Genomic DNA, 16,762 nt, shown 5'->3' with positions numbered 1-16,762 from the left:
GCGCCATCAAGGTCTATGGCCTGGGGGCCCAGATACTGCTGGATCTCGGGGTACGCGACATGATCGTGATGAGCTCGACCCGCCCGGAACCGACGGCGCTTGAAGGTTACGGCCTGCGTATCGTCGGCTGGCGCGGCATGAACGGAGAAGACCAATCCTGATCGATCCCCCCCGCGTCCTCATCGTCGAGGCGCGCTATTACGATGATCTGGCCGATGCCCTGCTGGACGGGGCGAAGGATGCCCTGCGTGCGCAAGGCGTCGATTTCGATGTCGTCACCGTGCCCGGCGCGCTGGAGGTTCCGACGGCCATCGCCATGGCCAATGAGGCCGGTCGCTATCCGACGGCGCCGCGCTATGACGGCTTCGTCGCCTTGGGCTGCATCATCCGCGGCGAGACCTATCATTTCGAGATCGTCTCGGATCAGTCTGCGGCCGGCCTGATGCAACTGGGCCTGAAGGGTCTGGCCATCGGCAACGGCATCCTGACCACCGAGGACGAGGATCAGGCCTGGGCCCGCGCCCGGATCAGCGAAGGCGACAAGGGCGGTGGGGCCGCTCGCGCCTGTATGGACCTGATTGCGCTGCGCAAGCGGTTGCGCGTAGGGCTCGGCGGATGACCGAACCCAACTCCATCCAGGCCGTCCTGCAACAACTGGCCGAGGCCGAAAAGGCCCGGGCAGAGCCCCAGCTGTCCTCGCGCCAGCGCCGGGCCCGTACCGTCGCCCGGCTGGCCGCTGTTCAGGCCCTTTACCAGATGGAACTGGCGGGGGAGGGCGTCGAGACCGTCATCTCCGAGTTCTCCAACCACCGCTTCGATGCCGACATCGAAGGCGAGCCTCTGGCCGAGGCTGATGAGGACTGGTTCGCCGGGATCGTGCGCGGCGTCATCGCGAACCAGCGCGACATCGATGCCGCCATCAAGGCGCGTCTGGCCTCCAACTGGCGGCTGGAGCGTCTGGACGCGACGCTGCGGGCTCTGCTGCGGTCGGGGGCCTGGGAACTGGCGCACAAGCCGGACGTACCCCGCGAGATCGTGCTGGATGAGTATGTCGAGCTGGCCAAGGCCTTCTTCGACGAGGCCGAGGCCAAGTTCGTCAATGCCGCCCTCGACGGTGTGGCCCGCGACGTCCGCCCGAAGGCCTAGACTGCCATGGCCGCGGTCGATGTCGCCGGCGAGTTCGAGACCATCACCCGACTGCTGGCCCCGCTGGCCCATCCGGAGTGGGGCCGGGGGCTGAAGGACGACGTCGCCGTCCTTCCGTCGCGGTCCGGCTACGACCTCGTCCTGACCAAGGATGCCATCGTCGAGGGCGTCCATTTCCTCGCCGAGGATCCATTGGACACGGTGGCGCAGAAGCTGCTTCGCGTGAACCTGTCGGATCTGGCGGCCAAGGGTGCCGAGCCTTTCGGCTATCTGCTGGCCTGCCACTGGTCCGAACGCTGCGGCTGGCCCGAACGGGTCGCTTTCGCAGAAGGACTGGCGCGGGATCAGAAGGCGTTCGGTGTGGCCCTGCTGGGCGGAGACACCGTGGTCACGCCTGGGCCGGCCTCGTTCTCGCTGACGATGCTGGGCTGGGTGGCGAAGGGGCGTGTGGTGGGCCGTAACGGTGCCAGGCCCGGCCATCTTGTGTTCGTCACCGGCCAGATCGGTGACGGCTACCTCGGCCTTCAGGCGGCGCGCGGCGGTCTGAAGCTGGCCCCCGAGCGGTTGGCCGCCCTGATCGATCACTACCGCCGACCCATGCCGCAACTGGCCTTTTCGTCGGTGATCCATGATCTGGCCAGTGCGTCCCTGGACGTCTCGGACGGGCTGGTCGCGGACCTCGGCCATATCGCGGCGGCGAGCGGCGTCGGGGTCGAGATCGACCTGGAACTGACGCCCCTGTCCCTCGCCGGTCAGGCCTGGTTCGACAGCCGCGTCGATGAACAGGCGGCCCTGGAGCAGCTGGCGACCGGCGGCGACGACTATGAGATCGCCTTCACCGCTCCGGCCTCGGACGAAGCCGTGCTGCGGCGAGAGGCGGACCGACGGCACGTCCGCCTGACCAGGCTGGGTCGGGTTACGGAGGGGCAGGGGGTCAAGGCCCGCTTCGGCGGCCGGCCGATCACCTTGGCGAAACCGGGCTTTACCCACGGCTAGGCTCGAAACCCAATCCTAACGGCTGAGCTGTAGGGTCCGACCATGCGCCGCAGAGACCTCATCGCCGTCGGAACCGTCGCCCTCGCGGGTGCTGCCGCCACATCCGCCCTGGCCAGCGAAAGCGCCGCCCCGGCCGAGGGGGTGACCCTGAACATCAGCGGCGTCGGCCTGCCGGTCATCGCCGACGGCCGGCTGCGCAACTATGTCTTCGTCACGGTCAAACTGACCCTTGGACCCGGTGCCGACGCCACGGCCATGCGGGGCAAGGATCCTTTTTTCCGTGACGCTCTGGTCCGAACCGCCCACCGCGCGCCCTTCACCGTGCCCGGCGACTGGACCAGCCTCAACGAAAACGCCATCAACGCCGCCATGGTGGCGATCGCCAATGTGGTGTCGGGTCCCGGCTCGGTGGTGAAGTCGGAAGTCCTGATGCAGACGCCGCGCCGTCGCACCGGAGTGCCCGGAGGGGCCTGAATTTGTTCCGCTTGCGTCATCGCGCCGCATTTGGCACGGTCTGTGGGCAATTCCCGAGTGGGCGCAAACTCAGCGTCCGATGCGCCCGGGGGGTACCGGAAGGCGGACAGAGGTCATAAGGCCCGCCGCGCCAAGGAGCCGGGGGCTTTTTAGGCACGGAAACGCCAATGAATCATATACTCACGCTGGCCTTCGGGGCCGGCGTTCTGGGAGTCCTGTACGGGGCGATCCAGACCTTCGTCCTGATGAAGGCCGGGACGGGCAACGACAAGATGCGAGAGATCGCCGCCGCCATCCAGGAAGGGGCGTCGGCCTATCTGAAGCGTCAGTATTTCACCATCGGTATCGTCGGCGTGGTCGTCCTGATCGCGGCCTGGCTGTTGATCGGACCCTATGCGGCGGCCGGCTTCCTGATCGGCGCGGTGCTGTCGGGTGCGGCCGGTTATGCCGGGATGCTGATCTCGGTGCGCGCCAACGTCCGTACCGCGCACGCCGCCTCTGAAAGCCTAGCCAAGGGGCTGGACCTGGCGTTCCGCTCGGGTGCCATCACCGGCATGTTCGTGGCGGGCGGCGCTCTCATGGGCGTGGCCGGCTATTTCGCGGTGCTGGTCGTCCACATGGGGCTGGAGCCGACGAGCCGTGAGGTCGTCGATGGCCTGGTGGCCCTGGGCTTCGGAGCGTCGCTGATCTCGATCTTCGCGCGTCTGGGCGGTGGCATCTTCACCAAGGGCGCCGACGTCGGCGGGGACATGGTGGGCAAGGTCGAGGCCGGTATCCCCGAGGATGATCCGCGCAACGCCGCCACCATCGCCGACAATGTGGGCGACAACGTCGGCGATTGCGCCGGCATGGCCGCCGACCTGTTCGAGACCTATGCGGTGGCGACCGTGGCGACGATGGTGCTGGCCGCCATCTTCTTCCGGGGCTCCGAATACGTCGGGGCGATGATGCTGCTGCCGCTGGCGATCTGCGGCGTCTGCATCGTGACCTCCATCATCGGCAGCTTCTTCGTCCGACTCGGCAAGAGCCAGAACATCATGGGGGCCCTGTACCAGGGCCTGATCGTCACCGGCGTCCTGTCGGTCGGCGCGGTGTGGTGGGTGATCTCGCAATTGGTTCCGGATGCGATCACGACCACGGGCGGGCTGGTCATCCAGCCGATGAGCCTGTTCTGGGCGGGTGTCGTGGGCCTGGCCGTCACCGCCGCCATCGTGGTGGTGACCGAGTTCTACACCGGCTCCAACTTCCGGCCCGTCCGGTCGGTGGCCCAGGCCTCGGTGTCGGGTCACGGCACCAACGTCATCCAGGGTCTGGCCGTCTCGCTCGAGGCGACCGCCCCGATCGCCCTGGTCATCATTGTCGGCATCGTGGCCAGCTTCCAGTTGGCCGGCTCGTTCGGCATCGCCATCGCCACCACGACCATGCTGGGCGTGGCGGGGATGATCGTGGCGCTCGACGCCTTCGGTCCCGTCACCGACAACGCCGGCGGCATCGCCGAGATGGCGGGGCTTCCCCCGGAAGTCCGTCACTCCACCGATGCCCTCGACGCCGTGGGCAACACCACCAAGGCCGTGACCAAGGGCTATGCGATCGGTTCGGCGGGCCTCGGCGCGCTTGTGCTGTTCGCCGCCTATACCGAGGACCTCAAGTACTTCGCCGCCGAAGCCCTGCCAGGCAGCTTCTTCTACGGACTGGGTGAGGTCAGCTTCGATCTTACCAGCCCCTATGTCGTGGTTGGCCTGCTGTTCGGGGGGCTGCTGCCCTTCCTGTTTGGCGGGATGTCGATGATGGCGGTGGGGCGCGCGGCCGAGGCGGTCGTCGCCGAGGTGCGTCGCCAGTTCCGCGAGAACCCGGGCATCATGACCTATGAGGTCAAGCCCGAGTACGGCAAGGCGGTCGACATCCTGACCAAGGCGGCGATCCGCGAGATGATCGTGCCGTCGCTGCTGCCCGTGCTGTCACCGATCGTGCTGTTCGTCGCGATCCTGGCCATCACGGACAAGGCCACGGCGTTCGCGGCCCTGGGCGCAATGCTGATGGGTGTGATCGTCACCGGCCTGTTCGTCGCAGTCTCCATGACCAGTGGCGGCGGGGCCTGGGACAATGCCAAGAAGGTCATCGAGGAGGGCTTCACCGACAAGGACGGCGTCCTCCACGGCAAGGGTTCGGAGGCCCACAAGGCCGCCGTGACCGGCGACACGGTCGGCGATCCCTACAAGGACACGTCGGGCCCGGCGGTGAACCCGATGATCAAGATCACCAACATCGTGGCCCTGCTGCTGCTGGCGGTGCTGGCCAGCGGGAAGGTGTTCTAGGTTGGCGCGAGGCTGAAGCGAAGAAAGCCCCGGAGAGCGATCTCCGGGGCTTTTTTCTTCCTTCTCCCCTTGCGGGAGAAGGTGGCAGCCGAAGGCTGACGGAAGAGGGGTCACGCCCATGGCTGGAGTTGGCGGACGAGACAAAATCGGAATGGTCCGAGTGACCCCTCATCCGACCTCGCTTCGCTCGGCCACCTTCTCCCGCAAGGGGCGAAGGAAGATTAGTCTGGACGGCGAGCGCCCGGGACGTCTTCGTCTGTGCGGGGCAACTGGCCTCGGGCGACGTTGCCCAGCAGTTGCTCCATGATGGTCAGGGCGCGACCGCGGGTCGGGGTTTCGCGACGCTCCATGGCGATTTTCTCGCCGTCATCGAGGCCCAGGGTGCGCACGGCGGCGACCTTGCCGTCGGCCTCGTTGAAGGTGATTTCGGTGATGCTGCGCTGGGACACCTGGGGCCGGTTGTAGGTGTAACGCTCTGTCGTCTGGCTCATATAGTACCAGATCTGGTCCTTCTCGAAGGTCGAGGTAGTCGAGGGCGTGCCCAGCCGGGCCAGAACCGTTTCCTTGGTGTCGGTGCCCGCGACGATGTCGGTAGGCGCCACATCGACGACCTGGAACCCGTGCAGCCCCACCACGGGAGCGCAGGCACCCAACGATCCGAGCACGGCGACGGCGGCGATGAGGGCAGGAATACGGGTCATGGATGGGGCCTGACGAGCAACAAGGTCTTTGACCTAACCGGACCCGCGTCCTAGTTCAACGTCGCGGCGGAAAAGGGGCCGCATGACATGCTGACTGCTCTGCTGAGAAAACGACCCAAATCCCCGCCGCCGGTGGGCGAGGCTCTGTACGCGGCGGTCGCCGAACAGGCGCGCCAGATCGCCTTCTATACCGACCTGGGCGTCGAGGACCGGATCGATGCGCGGTTCGAGCTCTACACCCTTCATGCCCTGCTGCTGATCCTGCGGGTGCGGGACGAGGACCGGGACGGGCCGGCCGAGGGCGCAGCGGCGGCCCAGAGCCTGTTCGATGTCTATGTTTCGGCCTTGGACAATGTGCTGCGCGAACTCGGCGTCGGGGATGTCTCGATGGCCAAGAAGATGCGCAAGCTGGGCGAGGCCCTGTACGGCCGGATGACCGCCTATGAAGGACCGCTGCGGGCGGGCGATACAGCCGCCCTGGCGACCAACCTGGCCCGCAACGTCTATGTCTCGGACGAGCCTGAGCGGGCCGAACCGCTGGCGCGTTACGCCCTGGCAGCGCGCGAGGCCCTGTCGCGACAGGGCTTTGCCGATGTTCTCGCAGCCCCCGTCTGGCCGGAGATCGCCGCATGAGCCCGACCCTGCCCCTGAGCGAACCTGTACGGCTGAACGAGATCGGCAAGGGCCTGGCCCGGACGCTGGAACCGGACGCGGCTGCGCGGTCGAAGATCGCCAAGGCTCTGGACCTTGCCTCGCTGGACGCCTTCGTCGCCGACCTGTCGGTGGCCCCTGCCGCCAACGCCGGCTACCGTCTGACCGGCCGCGTCCGGGCCAGTGCCGTCCAGACCTGCGGCATCACCCTTGAGCCCCTGCCGGTCGAGATTGATGAACGATTCTCGATCGATCTGGTCGAGGCTGTCGACCCGATCGAGATCGACGAAATCGAGATCACCCTGGACGATGACGCCCCCGACGTTATCGAGGACGGGCGAATCGATCTGGGCCAGTACGCGGTTGAACAGCTGGCCCTGACGCTAGATCCCTTCCCCAGAAAACCCGGCGCGGAGTTCGTCCAGCCCGAGGAACCGGCCGAGATCTCGCCCTTTGCCGTGCTCAAGCAATTCAAGGCGAAGGACGCCGGCGAAACCTGACGTAACGACAGCCGCTTTGCATCGCCGCCGTTGCGGCGGTATGCCTCGCCCAATAGATGAGCGACGCGATCACGCGTCCGGAGCGAACAGCCTCTTGCCATCCCCAGTCCTGATATCCCTCGACGCGATGGGCGGCGACCACGGCCCCGCCGTCGTCGTGCCCGGCGTCCACGACTACATCCGTCGTCACGGCGGCGAGGGCGTGCGATTCCTGCTGCACGGGGACGAGGCGGCGATCGCGGCCGAGATGGCCAGGGTCAGGCTGACCGATGCGATCTGCCAGATTCGCCATACCGACAAGGTCGTCGCCATGGACGAGAAGCCGGCTCAAGCCATGCGGCGCGGCAAGGGCTCCAGCCTGTGGAACGCGGTCGAATCAGTGAAGTCGGGCGAGGCGGGTGCCGTCGTGTCGGCCGGCAACACCGGCGCCCTGATGGCGATCTCCAAGCTGATCCTGCGGATGTCGGCACCGGGCCTGGAGCGTCCCGCCATCGTGGCCAGCTGGCCGACCCTGAAGGGCGTGACGGCGGTTCTGGACGTCGGTGCCAATATCGAGAGCGATGCCGAACAGCTGATAGAGTTCGCCATCATGGGCGAGGCCTTTCACGCGGCGGTCCACGGCTCCGGCCGTCCCACCATCGGCATCCTGAACGTCGGCTCAGAGGACATGAAGGGCCACGAGGATGTGCGCGAGGCCCATGCCGTGCTGCGCGCCGGCGGACTTGATCTGAACTACCACGGCTTCGTCGAGGGCGACGACATCGCCAAGGGCACAGTCGATGTGGTGGTGACCGACGGCTTCACCGGCAATATCGCGCTCAAGACGGCCGAGGGCACGGCGCGTTTCATCTCGGCCCTGCTGAAGGAAGCCCTGTCCTCCGGCGTCCAGGCCAAGCTGGGGGCACTCATCGCCCTGCCTGCGCTGAAGGCCATGGGCCAGAAGATCGACCCTAGCGCCATCAACGGCGGACCCCTGCTGGGCCTGAACGGGATCGTCGTAAAGAGCCACGGCGGGGCGAATGCCAAGGGCTTCGGCAATGCCATCCGCATCGGTGTCGACCTGGCCCGCAGCGACTATCTGGTCAAGGTCGGCGAAAAGATGGGCAAGCTCGACGCCGTCATGCATGCCGCCCAACCCGCCCCCGAAAGCCCGACGATTTCCGGAGAGAGTCTGTAGTGAGCGTCACCCGTAGCGCTGTGACCGGCGTCGGCTCCTTCCTGCCGGAAAAGGTCGTCACCAATGCGGACCTGTCGAAATTCGTCGACACATCCGACGAATGGATCGTCGAACGCACCGGCATTCGCCAGCGCCATCAGGCCCGCGATGACCAGCCGACCAGTGACCTGGCCGTGGAGGCCGCGCGCCGCGCCCTGGCCGATGCGGGCAAGACGGCGGCCGACGTCGATCTGATCATCGTCGCCACCACGACCCCCGACATGACCTTTCCGGCCACCGCCTCGATCGTGCAGAGGAAGCTCGGCTGTCCGGTCGGGATCGCCTTCGATGTCCAGGCGGTGTGTTCGGGCTTCGTCTATGCGCTGAGCGTCGCGGACGGCTTCGTGGCCCGGGGCATGGCCAGATGCGCCCTCGTGATCGGTGCCGAGGAGATGACCCGGCTGATGGACTGGACCGACCGGACCACCTGCGTCCTGTTCGGCGACGGTGCCGGCGCCTTCGTGGTCGAACCGCGGGAAGGCGAGGGGACCAAGGCGGACCAGGGCCTGCTGGGGTTTGCCCTGCGCTGCGACGGCACCAAGACCGATCTGCTCTACGTCGACGGCGGCCCGACCACCACGGGCACGGTCGGCCATCTGCGGATGCTGGGCAACCAGGTGTTCCGCCACGCGGTCGTGAACATCGCCGAGGCCATCACCGCCGCCTGCGCCGCCGCCAACATCGAGATCGCCGACGTCGACTGGTTCGTACCGCACCAGGCCAACCAACGAATCATCAAGGGGGTCGGCGATCGACTGGGTCTGGACGAGGACAAGGTGATCACCACGGTGGCCCTGCACGCCAACACCTCGGCCGCCTCGATTCCTCTGGCGATGGACGCCGCGATCCAGGATGGGCGCATCAAACGCGGCGATCTGGTGCTGCTGGAGGCCATGGGCGGCGGCCTGACCTGGGGCGCCTGCGCAATTCGCCTGTAAGGTGACGCTTCCGACTTTGACTTTGCGCGGTTTTCGCCGCTTTATGAACGCGTCAGGATCATTGGAGCGAACATCTTGGGCGAACAGAGCACCCTGACCCGAGCCGACCTCTGCGAGGCCGTCCACGAGGATGTGGGTCTGTCGCGACAGGAATGCTCCACCATGGTCGAGCGCACCCTTGAGCTGATCGTCGAGGCGCTGCAACGCGGCGAGACGGTCAAGCTGTCGGGATTCGGCGTCTTCCAGGTCCGCGACAAGCGTGCCCGCATGGGCCGCAACCCCAAGACGGGCGAACCGGCCGCGATCAATCCACGCCGGGTCATCAGCTTCCGCGCGTCCCAGATCATGAAGTCCAAGGTACACGACGCGGGCGTCGGGGCCTGATCCCTTGGCCGTCAAGCCCGCCACAAAAGGCCCTCAGGCTTTTCGTACCATATCCGAAGCCTCGGACGCCGTCGGCGCGCCCCAGCACGTGCTGCGCTTTTGGGAGACGAAGTTCACCTTCGTGACGCCGGTGAAGCGGGCCGGGGGGCGTCGGTTCTATCGGCCCAACGACATCGTGGTGCTGAAGGCCATCAAACGCCTGCTGCATGACGAAGGTCTGACCATCAAGGGCGTCCAGCGCCTGCACAAGGATCAGGGCCTTGCCCGCCTGGCCGCCTATGGCGATCCCGACGCGACCTTCGTAATGGACGCGGAGGTGTATCAGCCCGCGGCGCTCCCTGAGTCGGATGCGTCGCCCGCAACCATCGACGACCCCGAAGGCCTCGCAGCCGTCATCGCCGATCTCGAGGCCGCCCGCGCTCGCCTGGACGCCGTCCTGGCCGCCTGACGCGCTTTTCCCGATTTTCGGTTTGCGGCGGCGAGGGTGCCCCGCTATAGGACCGCCTCTCGGAGCGTGGCGCAGCCTGGTAGCGCACTTGACTGGGGGTCAAGGGGTCGCAGGTTCGAATCCTGTCGCTCCGACCATTTTCGATCAGAAAATGCGTCAATAACGGGGTCGTCGAAAGACGGCCCCGTTTGTCGTTCTACGACTTTTTGCCGCCGCGCTCGGCCCACGAATACAGCGGGATCAGCGGTACGCCCCACAGCATTCCCGCGCCGCCGAACAGCAGAAGGTCGATCCACCATCGGTCCGGCAGCCGGTCGCCGATCGCGATGACGGTCCAGACATAGGCGGCGAGAAACAGCAGCGTCAGCAGGGCGGCCAGGGCCCGGCGGGGGCTGGGACGTTCGACCGGCGCGCTCATCGCTTGTTCCTCAGCAGGTAATAGGCCACCAGGCTGAGTGCCGCGCCGCCCAGCGCCCACAGGATCCAGTTCCAGTCGTCCATGGTCGTCAGGGCAAACACCCGGATGACCAGGAACCAGCCGCAGGCCGCACCGACCGAGGCGACCAGCAGCGCGCCGCCGAAGCCGCGCTTGCCGCCCAGCATGTCGGCGATCCCCGCCACGATCAGGACGCCCACGATGGCGATGAGGATGTCGGCGTACTGCAAGGCGTCCGTTCTCCGTGCCCGCCCGATCCCGCCTGCGACGACGAGGTTCGGAAATCCGCTTTGATCCTGCCTTGATGGTCGGGCATACCGCCAAGGTCCGGGGACGATCCTTCGCCTCCGTTCGGAACGACAGTGTATCCGTCAGGACGGCAGGCGTCGAATGAAGCGTTTGGGCTATCGCGAACAAAGTCGGTCGGTCGCGATTTGGCTGTTCGTCTGCGCGGCCATGGTGTTCGCCATGGTGGTCATCGGCGGGATCACCCGCCTCACCGGATCGGGCCTGTCGATCACGGAATGGAAGCCCATCATGGGGGCCCTGCCGCCGATGAACCCCGCCGCCTGGGCCGAGGCATTCGAGAAATACAAGGCCATACCCCAGTACGCCCAGGTCAACGCCGGCATGAGCCTGGCCGAATTCCAGGGCATCTTCTGGTGGGAGTGGGCGCACCGTCTGTTCGGTCGGCTGATCGGGGTCGTATTCGCCGTTCCGTTCGTCGTCTTCCTGCTGACGCGCAAAATTCCGCGTCGTCTGGTCTGGCGCTGTTTCCTGCTGCTGGCGGCAGGCGGCCTTCAGGGCCTGATCGGTTGGTGGATGGTGTCGTCGGGCCTGTCGGAGCGGGTCGATGTCGCGCCGGAGCGGCTGACCGTCCACCTGGGGCTGGCGCTCGCCATCTTCGCCGGCTTGATCTGGACGGGGCTGGAGGCCTGGGCCGGGGAGGAGCACTCGCGCTCGCCGGCGGGCTGGAGCCGAGCCGCGGCCATCCTGCTGGGGGCCGTGTTCGTACAGTGCCTGCTGGGTGGGCTTGTCGCGGGGGCCAAGGCGGGGTTCGTCTATACGGACTGGCCGATGATGAATGGTGGGTTCTTCCCGCCGGTGGAATGGGGCAAGGGGGCGCTGGCCTTCCTGCATGACCAGGCCCTGGTCCAGTTCAACCACCGCATCTGGGGCTACCTGTTGGTGGCGTTCGGTACGGCCTATGCGATCCAGGGCTGGCGCTGGCGGCTGGCCGAGGGGCTCGGCGCCTTCGCCTTCGTGGCCGCCGGTTCGCTATGGCTTCAGGCAGCGCTGGGTGTCGTGACCCTGATCCACGCCGTGCCGCTTTGGCTGGGCGGACTTCACCAGGCGGGCGCGGCCATCGTGCTCATGCTCGCGACGGTGAACCTGTGGCTGGTGCGTCGCTCACAGCCGAGACTGTTCATGTCGGGGCCAAGGCGTCGATAGGGCTATCGTTTAGGAAAATAATCCGATCACGGCCTTGCGGTTCTGTTGGACGTCTCCATGTTCTCGTGACGGTCTTTGACACGTCCAATGAAGCGGGCCGAACAGGTTCGATCCGGTCGCGAGCCGCGTCATTCTTGGCGCTTTGGCGCTTTGGCGGTGTGTTTTCAGACCGCCACCGCCACTCCGAGGATTGGCCACAAGACGATCGAGTCAGCCCAGAACCGGCATGACAGGCGCCAAAAAATGCGGTATTTTAATACCGTATTATAAAAACGTTGCAAAAACAGCGACATAGATGAAGGTCATGCACCTCACCCGCATTGACCTCCCCGCACCCATCCTCTACTAGCGCGCCTTCCGCTCGTTCCGACCGCTGTTGGCTCGGGCCGCCCGTTTCGTTTTCCAGGAATCCACCGACATGCTGAAGAGCACCACGGTCGCGCTCAAGCCGGCCGACGTCGACAAGAAGTGGATCGTCATCGATGCCGAAGGCGTCGTTGTCGGTCGCCTCGCGACGTTCATCGCCAACCGCCTGCGCGGCAAGCACCTGCCCACCTACACGCCCCACGTCGACCTGGGTGACCATGTCATCGTCGTCAACGCCGACAAGGTCGTGTTCACCGGCAAGAAGCTGACCGACAAGGTCTACTATCGCCACACCGGCCACCCGGGCGGCATCAAGTCGACCACCCCGCAGAAGGTCCTGAACGGCCGCTTCCCCGAGCGCGTCCTTGAAAAGGCCGTCGAGCGCATGCTGCCCAAGGAAAGCCCGCTGGCTCGCCTGCAGATGACCCACCTGCGCATCTTCGCCGGCGCCACCCACACCCACGAAGCCCAGCAGCCGGAAATCGTCGACTTCAAGTCGATGTCCGCCAAGAACTTCCGGAGCATCTGAGCATGACCGACGTCACCGCCCCCGAAGCCACCGGTTTCGACGCCCTGAAGGGCCTCGGCACCACCGCCGAAGCCGCTCCCGAATACGTCCAGAAGCTGGACGCGCAAGGCCGCGCCTATTCGACCGGCAAGCGCAAGAACGCGATCGCCCGCGTCTGGGTCAAGCCCGGCACCGGCAAGTTCACCATCAACGGCAAGGACCAGATGCAGTATTTCGCTCGCGAAATCCTGCGCATGATGATCGCCCAGCCCCTGGTCGTCACGGGCCGCGAGACCCAGTTCGACGTCGTCTGCACGGTCGAGGGTTCGGGCCTGTCCGGCCAGGCCGGCGCCATCCGCCACGGCCTGTCGCACGCCCTGACCCACTATGAGCCCGCGCTCCGCCCGGTCCTGAAGCCCCACGGCTTCCTGACCCGCGACAGCCGCGTGGTCGAGCGCAAGAAGTACGGCCGCGCCAAGGCCCGCAAGTCCTTCCAGTTCTCGAAGCGCTAAGTCGTTTCGTACGGTTTGGATTGGGGGCGCTTCGGGAAAACCGGAGCGCCCTTTTTTCTAACCCTCTCCCAGAGGGAGAGGGCTTGAGGCTCGCAGAGCGTAGCGATGCGTCTTAGCCGAAAGGGTGAGGGGTTAAGGTGCGAACCGGTGAGGGCATCGCCCCTCACCCTTTCGCGCAAGGCCGATCGCCTGACGGCTCTCGGGCGCTCAAGCCCTCTCCCTCTGGGAGAGGGAGCAGGAGTTGAAATGACCCACACACTCTTCATCGACGGCGAAGCCGGTACCACTGGGCTCGAGATCCGCGAGCGGCTTGGGGCCCGTGCCGATCTGGAGCTGATCCTGCTGGGCGACCGCAGGCGCGATCCGGCCGCGCGGCGCGAGGCGCTGAACGCGGCGGATGCGGTGATCCTGTGCCTGCCGGACGACGCGGCGATCGAGGCCGTCGGCATGATCGACAACGCGACCACGCGGGTCATCGACGCCTCCACGGCCTTCCGGGTCGCCGACGGCTGGACCTATGGTTTCGCCGAGATGGACGCGGGGCAGGGGGCGGCCATCGCGGCGTCTAAGCGGGTCAGCAATCCGGGCTGCTATCCGACCGGCTTCATCGGCCTGATGCGCCCGCTGGTGAGGGCCGGGATCGTGCCCGCCGACCGGTTCGTCACCGTCAACGCCGTCTCCGGCTATTCCGGCGGCGGCAAGTCCATGATCGCCGAGTTCGAATCTGGCACCGCCTCCGCCTTCCGCGCCTATGGCCTGAGCCAGCACCACAAGCATGTGCCGGAGATGACCCGCCACACCGGCCTGACCCACGACGTCATGTTCGCCCCCGCCGTCGGCGCCTACCGCCAGGGGATGCTGGTCGAGGTCCCGCTGCATCTGGCCTCCCTGCCGGGCTCGCCCTCGATCGAGGTCATCCACGGCGCCCTGGCCGAACACTATGCCGGCGCTCGCTTCGTCGAGGTCGCCGACCTGGAAACGACCGAGGCCATGACCGGCATCGACCCGGAGGGGCTGAACGGCACCAACCGGATGCGACTGCACGTCTTCGGCGACCGGTCGGGGTCTCAGGCACGGCTGGTCGCCCTGCTCGACAACCTCGGCAAGGGCGCGTCGGGGGCTGCGGTGCAGAACCTGAACCTGATGCTGGGACTGCGGGAAGACACCGGCCTGACCTGACCCTTCTCCCGCAAGGGCAGTAGGAAGATGGCTTGAAACCTTCCGCCTCCGAGCGCCGTATGTAGAGGCATGACCCACGCCACTCCGATCCCCAACCGCCGTGCCTTGCTGACCGGCACCGGTGCCCTGGCCATCACAGCCCTTACGCCCCAGGCCGCCAGCGCTGACGAAGCCGCGTTCGCCTCGTCGCCCTTCCGTCGGATCACCGACGCCCAGTGGCGTGCCCGGCTGCCGGCTGCCAGCTATGATGTGCTGCGCCACGAGGGGACCGAGCGGCCCTACACCAGCCCGCTGAACGAGGAGCACCGGGCCGGCACCTTCGTCTGTCGGGGGTGCGAATTGCCGCTGTTCCTGTCGGCGTGGAAGTTCGACAGCGGCACCGGCTGGCCCAGCTTTTTCCGGGTCAACCCGGCCAACATCGGGACCAAGCGCGACCTGGCCCTCGGCATCCCCCGGGTCGAGTATCATTGCGCCCGCTGCCTGGGGCACCAGGGTCACGTGTTCGATGACGGGCCGCGTCCGACCGGCAAACGCTACTGCAACAACGGCGTCGCGCTGATCTTCAAGCCCGGCTGAGGGCCTTCATCGCCGAATCGACCGTGAAGCCGAACATGATCGAGGCGATGACCACCAGCAGGCCGTAGTCCCAGCCTCTGATGAAGAACGGGATGGCCGCCATCACCATGACCACGAGCGGAAAGATTCCGGCCCACAGCGCCGACGTGGGCGCTTCCAGGCTGATCATCGGCGGCCGATCGACCCGTATCTTCATCAGCCGGGCCAGCGGGCGGTTCAGGAAAACGAACATCACTGTGTAGAGCCCGGCCAGGAACGGATAGCGCCAGGCCGGGCCGGCCTCGCCATAGACGGTCGCGGTCAGGGTCAGCAGCAACAGCGGGATACCGGTGGCGACGGCCAGCAGCAGGTTGGGTTCGATACGCTTCAAGACTTCACTTTCACATAGGACCCCGGTGCCGGTTCAATCGGCTTGAGGGGGCCGGTCTTCGGGTCCCGGGCCGGGATCATTTCACCCGAACGCGCGGCCAGCCATTTCGCCCAGTGCGGCCACCAGCTGCCGGGATGTTCGACCGCACCCGACTGCCATTCGGCCAGGGTGTCGGGGAAGGCGTCATTGGTCCAGTGATTGTACTTGTTGGCCACCGGCGCATTGATGACCCCGGCGATATGGCCGGACCCTGCCAGGGTGAAGGTCAGGTCGTCCGAACCGAACGCCTTGGCCGAGCGATAGATCGAGTTCATCGGCGCGATATGGTCCTCGCGCGAGGCCTGGAAATACAGCGGCGTCTTGACCTTGCCCAGGTCGATCCGTTGGCCGCCCACCGCGAACTCGCCCTTGGACAGCTTGTTCTGGCCGTACAGGCTGCGCAGATAGTCCATGTGCAGGGCCTTGGGCATCCGGGTCTGGTCGGCGTTCCAGAACAGCAGGTCGAAGGCCGCCGGCGACTTGCCCATAAGATAGTTGGACACGAAGAAGGACCAGATCAGGTCGTTGGCCCGCAGCGCGTTGAAGGTCTCGGCCATGGCCGCGCCGGGCAGGACGCCGCCCGCGTCATCCATCATCTGCTCGACCTGGGCCAGCCAATGCTCGTCGGTGAACAGCAGCAGGTCGCCCGCCTCGGCGAAGTCGTGCTGGGCGGCGAAGAAGGTGGTCGCGTTGATCCGCTTGTCGCCCTTCGCCGCCATGTCGGCCAGGGCGATTCCCATCAGGGTGCCGCCGATGCAGTAGCCGACGGTGTTCAGCCGATCGACCCCGGCCTGTTCCATCGCCTTTTCCGTGCAGCGATAGATGCCCTTGTGCAGGTATTCGTCGAAGCCGAACGCGGCCTTGTCCACGTCCGGATTGACCCATGAGCAGACGAACACCGTGAACCCCTGGGCCGACAGCCAGCGGATCATCGAGTTCCCCGGCTGCAGATCCATGATGTAGAATTTGTTGATCCACGGCGGGAAGATCAGCAGCGGGATCCTGTGCTGCTGTTCGGTCGCGGCGTCGAACTGGATCAGTTCGAACAGTTCGTCGCGCCAGACGACCTGACCCGGGGCCGTGGCCACGTTCTCGCCCACCACGAACTTGCCGTAGTCGGCCTGGCTGATCTGCAGCTTGCCGGCACCGCGTTCCAGGTCGGCGGCAAAGTTCTGCATCCCCTTGACCAGCGATTCGCCGTTGGTCTCGGCCATCGCCTTGAGCGCCGCCGGGTTGGAGGCCAGGAAGTTCGCGGGCGAAAACGCGTCGGTCAGAAGCTTGGTGAAGAACTCGGCGCGGCGCTTGGTCAGGGGGTCGACGTCCTCGACCGAGGCGACCAGGCCGTTCATCCAGTCCGACGTCACCATGTAGGACTGCCGCATCATGTCGAACATGGGGTTTTCGGACCAGGCCGGATCCTTGAACCGCTTGTCCTTCGACGGCACCGCCTCCTGTCCCGCCGCGCGGCGCGTCGTGGAGGCCCACAGGTCCAGGTACCGGTTGAACAGGTCGGCCTGGGCGGTGAACAGCTTCTCAGGCTTGGCAGCCAGACTGG

General features: G+C 66.3%; 22 protein-coding genes and 1 tRNA gene. 18 read left to right on the top strand and 5 right to left on the bottom strand.

Going from position 1 to position 16,762, the window contains the following annotated elements:
• The first annotated feature begins 5 nt into the window (after positions 1-5).
• The 6 genes from ACILQR_RS10330 to ACILQR_RS10305 all read left to right on the top strand — a co-directional run bounded on the left by ACILQR_RS10330 (position 6) and on the right by ACILQR_RS10305 (position 4,931).
• Positions 6-161 (top strand): hypothetical protein, encoded by a 156-nt coding sequence (locus ACILQR_RS10330; RefSeq protein WP_395651344.1) that lies wholly within the window; start codon positions 6-8, stop codon positions 159-161.
• Positions 158-619, top strand: a complete 462-nt coding sequence (ribH, locus tag ACILQR_RS10325) for a 6,7-dimethyl-8-ribityllumazine synthase (protein ID WP_395651343.1) — start codon at positions 158-160, stop codon at positions 617-619. Before ACILQR_RS10330 ends, ribH begins: the two co-directional genes overlap by 4 nt.
• A complete protein-coding gene (nusB, locus tag ACILQR_RS10320) occupies positions 616-1,146 on the top strand; it encodes a transcription antitermination factor NusB (protein ID WP_395651342.1) in 531 nt (176 codons plus the stop codon). The genes ribH and nusB overlap by 4 nt, the downstream gene beginning before the upstream one ends.
• A gap of 6 nt (positions 1,147-1,152) precedes the next feature.
• Positions 1,153-2,142 carry a thiamine-phosphate kinase gene (gene thiL, locus ACILQR_RS10315; protein ID WP_395651341.1) on the top strand — a complete coding sequence of 330 codons (990 nt, stop codon included), beginning with the start codon at positions 1,153-1,155 and terminating at the stop codon, positions 2,140-2,142.
• A 42-nt stretch (positions 2,143-2,184) separates the two neighbouring features.
• Complete coding sequence (locus tag ACILQR_RS10310; RefSeq protein WP_395651340.1) at positions 2,185-2,616, top strand: hypothetical protein; 432 nt, start codon at positions 2,185-2,187, stop codon at positions 2,614-2,616.
• Positions 2,617-2,783: 167 nt separating this feature from the next.
• Positions 2,784-4,931, top strand: a complete 2,148-nt coding sequence (locus tag ACILQR_RS10305) for a sodium-translocating pyrophosphatase (RefSeq protein WP_395651339.1) — start codon at positions 2,784-2,786, stop codon at positions 4,929-4,931.
• 221 nt (positions 4,932-5,152) lie between these two features.
• Here the strand turns inward: ACILQR_RS10305 and ACILQR_RS10300 are convergent, their stop codons facing one another.
• Positions 5,153-5,632 carry an outer membrane protein assembly factor BamE gene (locus ACILQR_RS10300; protein ID WP_395651338.1) on the bottom strand — a complete coding sequence of 160 codons (480 nt, stop codon included), beginning with the start codon at positions 5,630-5,632 and terminating at the stop codon, positions 5,153-5,155.
• Positions 5,633-5,719: 87 nt separating this feature from the next.
• On the opposite strand from ACILQR_RS10300, the gene ACILQR_RS10295 reads away from it, so the two are divergent.
• The 7 genes from ACILQR_RS10295 to ACILQR_RS10265 all read left to right on the top strand — a co-directional run bounded on the left by ACILQR_RS10295 (position 5,720) and on the right by ACILQR_RS10265 (position 9,906).
• Positions 5,720-6,265 carry a ubiquinol-cytochrome C chaperone family protein gene (locus ACILQR_RS10295; RefSeq protein ID WP_395651337.1) on the top strand — a complete coding sequence of 182 codons (546 nt, stop codon included), beginning with the start codon at positions 5,720-5,722 and terminating at the stop codon, positions 6,263-6,265.
• Positions 6,262-6,783 carry a YceD family protein gene (locus ACILQR_RS10290; RefSeq protein ID WP_395651336.1) on the top strand — a complete coding sequence of 174 codons (522 nt, stop codon included), beginning with the start codon at positions 6,262-6,264 and terminating at the stop codon, positions 6,781-6,783. Before ACILQR_RS10295 ends, ACILQR_RS10290 begins: the two co-directional genes overlap by 4 nt.
• A gap of 94 nt (positions 6,784-6,877) precedes the next feature.
• Positions 6,878-7,960 (top strand): phosphate acyltransferase PlsX, encoded by a 1,083-nt coding sequence (gene plsX / locus ACILQR_RS10285; protein ID WP_395651335.1) that lies wholly within the window; start codon positions 6,878-6,880, stop codon positions 7,958-7,960.
• A complete protein-coding gene (locus ACILQR_RS10280; RefSeq protein ID WP_395651334.1) occupies positions 7,960-8,937 on the top strand; it encodes a beta-ketoacyl-ACP synthase III in 978 nt (325 codons plus the stop codon). Before plsX ends, ACILQR_RS10280 begins: the two co-directional genes overlap by 1 nt.
• A gap of 75 nt (positions 8,938-9,012) precedes the next feature.
• Positions 9,013-9,321 carry an integration host factor subunit alpha gene (locus ACILQR_RS10275; protein WP_271143968.1) on the top strand — a complete coding sequence of 103 codons (309 nt, stop codon included), beginning with the start codon at positions 9,013-9,015 and terminating at the stop codon, positions 9,319-9,321.
• Between the two features lie 4 nt (positions 9,322-9,325).
• A complete protein-coding gene (locus tag ACILQR_RS10270; RefSeq protein WP_395651333.1) occupies positions 9,326-9,769 on the top strand; it encodes a MerR family transcriptional regulator in 444 nt (147 codons plus the stop codon).
• 60 nt (positions 9,770-9,829) lie between these two features.
• Positions 9,830-9,906 (top strand) — tRNA-Pro (locus ACILQR_RS10265).
• Between the two features lie 59 nt (positions 9,907-9,965).
• On the opposite strand, the gene ACILQR_RS10260 is transcribed toward ACILQR_RS10265, so the two are convergent.
• Both ACILQR_RS10260 and ACILQR_RS10255 read right to left on the bottom strand, forming a co-directional pair.
• Positions 9,966-10,187: a DUF2842 domain-containing protein gene (locus tag ACILQR_RS10260; protein WP_395651332.1), complete on the bottom strand. Its 222-nt coding sequence runs from the start codon at positions 10,185-10,187 to the stop codon at positions 9,966-9,968.
• Positions 10,184-10,435: a transglycosylase gene (locus ACILQR_RS10255; RefSeq protein ID WP_395651331.1), complete on the bottom strand. Its 252-nt coding sequence runs from the start codon at positions 10,433-10,435 to the stop codon at positions 10,184-10,186. The genes ACILQR_RS10260 and ACILQR_RS10255 overlap by 4 nt, the downstream gene beginning before the upstream one ends.
• A gap of 160 nt (positions 10,436-10,595) precedes the next feature.
• Between ACILQR_RS10255 and ACILQR_RS10250 the strand changes: the two genes are divergently transcribed.
• The 5 genes from ACILQR_RS10250 (at position 10,596) to msrB (ending at position 14,798) form a co-directional block, all read left to right on the top strand.
• Positions 10,596-11,657: a COX15/CtaA family protein gene (locus ACILQR_RS10250; RefSeq protein WP_395651330.1), complete on the top strand. Its 1,062-nt coding sequence runs from the start codon at positions 10,596-10,598 to the stop codon at positions 11,655-11,657.
• A gap of 418 nt (positions 11,658-12,075) precedes the next feature.
• Positions 12,076-12,552, top strand: a complete 477-nt coding sequence (rplM, locus tag ACILQR_RS10245) for a 50S ribosomal protein L13 (RefSeq protein WP_395651329.1) — start codon at positions 12,076-12,078, stop codon at positions 12,550-12,552.
• Between the two features lie 2 nt (positions 12,553-12,554).
• Positions 12,555-13,043, top strand: a complete 489-nt coding sequence (rpsI, locus tag ACILQR_RS10240; protein ID WP_395651328.1) for a 30S ribosomal protein S9 — start codon at positions 12,555-12,557, stop codon at positions 13,041-13,043.
• 246 nt (positions 13,044-13,289) lie between these two features.
• Entirely contained in the window at positions 13,290-14,222 is a 933-nt protein-coding gene (gene argC, locus ACILQR_RS10235) for an N-acetyl-gamma-glutamyl-phosphate reductase (RefSeq protein WP_395651327.1), read from the top strand.
• Between the two features lie 69 nt (positions 14,223-14,291).
• The gene (msrB, locus tag ACILQR_RS10230; protein WP_395651326.1) at positions 14,292-14,798 is read left to right on the top strand and encodes a peptide-methionine (R)-S-oxide reductase MsrB; all 507 of its coding nucleotides are present in this window, start codon (positions 14,292-14,294) and stop codon (positions 14,796-14,798) included.
• On the opposite strand, the gene ACILQR_RS10225 is transcribed toward msrB, so the two are convergent.
• Together ACILQR_RS10225 and phaC are read right to left on the bottom strand one after the other, a co-directional pair.
• Complete coding sequence (locus tag ACILQR_RS10225) at positions 14,785-15,168, bottom strand: hypothetical protein (RefSeq protein ID WP_395651325.1); 384 nt, start codon at positions 15,166-15,168, stop codon at positions 14,785-14,787. The two genes, msrB and ACILQR_RS10225, sit on opposite strands and share 14 nt — an antisense overlap.
• A partial coding sequence (gene phaC / locus ACILQR_RS10220) for a class I poly(R)-hydroxyalkanoic acid synthase (RefSeq protein WP_395651324.1) occupies positions 15,165-16,762 on the bottom strand: 1,598 nt, incomplete at its 5' end. The genes phaC and ACILQR_RS10225, both read right to left, overlap by 4 nt.

This window comes from Brevundimonas sp., from assembly GCF_044239655.1.
Classification (GTDB): Bacteria; Pseudomonadota; Alphaproteobacteria; order Caulobacterales; family Caulobacteraceae; genus Brevundimonas.
The sequence above is the reverse complement of the archived record's forward strand: the minus strand, read 5'-3'. Positions and strand labels throughout refer to the sequence as shown.

Coding starts and splice junctions, on each gene's coding strand:
- nusB (WP_395651342.1), top strand. CDS start 616: ATGACCGAACCCAACTCCATCCAGGCCGTCCTGCAACAACTGGCCGAG.
- thiL (WP_395651341.1), top strand. CDS start 1,153: ATGGCCGCGGTCGATGTCGCCGGCGAGTTCGAGACCATCACCCGACTG.
- ACILQR_RS10310 (WP_395651340.1), top strand. CDS start 2,185: ATGCGCCGCAGAGACCTCATCGCCGTCGGAACCGTCGCCCTCGCGGGT.
- ACILQR_RS10305 (WP_395651339.1), top strand. CDS start 2,784: ATGAATCATATACTCACGCTGGCCTTCGGGGCCGGCGTTCTGGGAGTC.
- ACILQR_RS10300 (WP_395651338.1), bottom strand. CDS start 5,632: ATGACCCGTATTCCTGCCCTCATCGCCGCCGTCGCCGTGCTCGGATCG.
- ACILQR_RS10295 (WP_395651337.1), top strand. CDS start 5,720: ATGCTGACTGCTCTGCTGAGAAAACGACCCAAATCCCCGCCGCCGGTG.
- ACILQR_RS10290 (WP_395651336.1), top strand. CDS start 6,262: ATGAGCCCGACCCTGCCCCTGAGCGAACCTGTACGGCTGAACGAGATC.
- ACILQR_RS10260 (WP_395651332.1), bottom strand. CDS start 10,187: ATGAGCGCGCCGGTCGAACGTCCCAGCCCCCGCCGGGCCCTGGCCGCC.
- ACILQR_RS10250 (WP_395651330.1), top strand. CDS start 10,596: ATGAAGCGTTTGGGCTATCGCGAACAAAGTCGGTCGGTCGCGATTTGG.
- rplM (WP_395651329.1), top strand. CDS start 12,076: ATGCTGAAGAGCACCACGGTCGCGCTCAAGCCGGCCGACGTCGACAAG.
- rpsI (WP_395651328.1), top strand. CDS start 12,555: ATGACCGACGTCACCGCCCCCGAAGCCACCGGTTTCGACGCCCTGAAG.
- argC (WP_395651327.1), top strand. CDS start 13,290: ATGACCCACACACTCTTCATCGACGGCGAAGCCGGTACCACTGGGCTC.
- msrB (WP_395651326.1), top strand. CDS start 14,292: ATGACCCACGCCACTCCGATCCCCAACCGCCGTGCCTTGCTGACCGGC.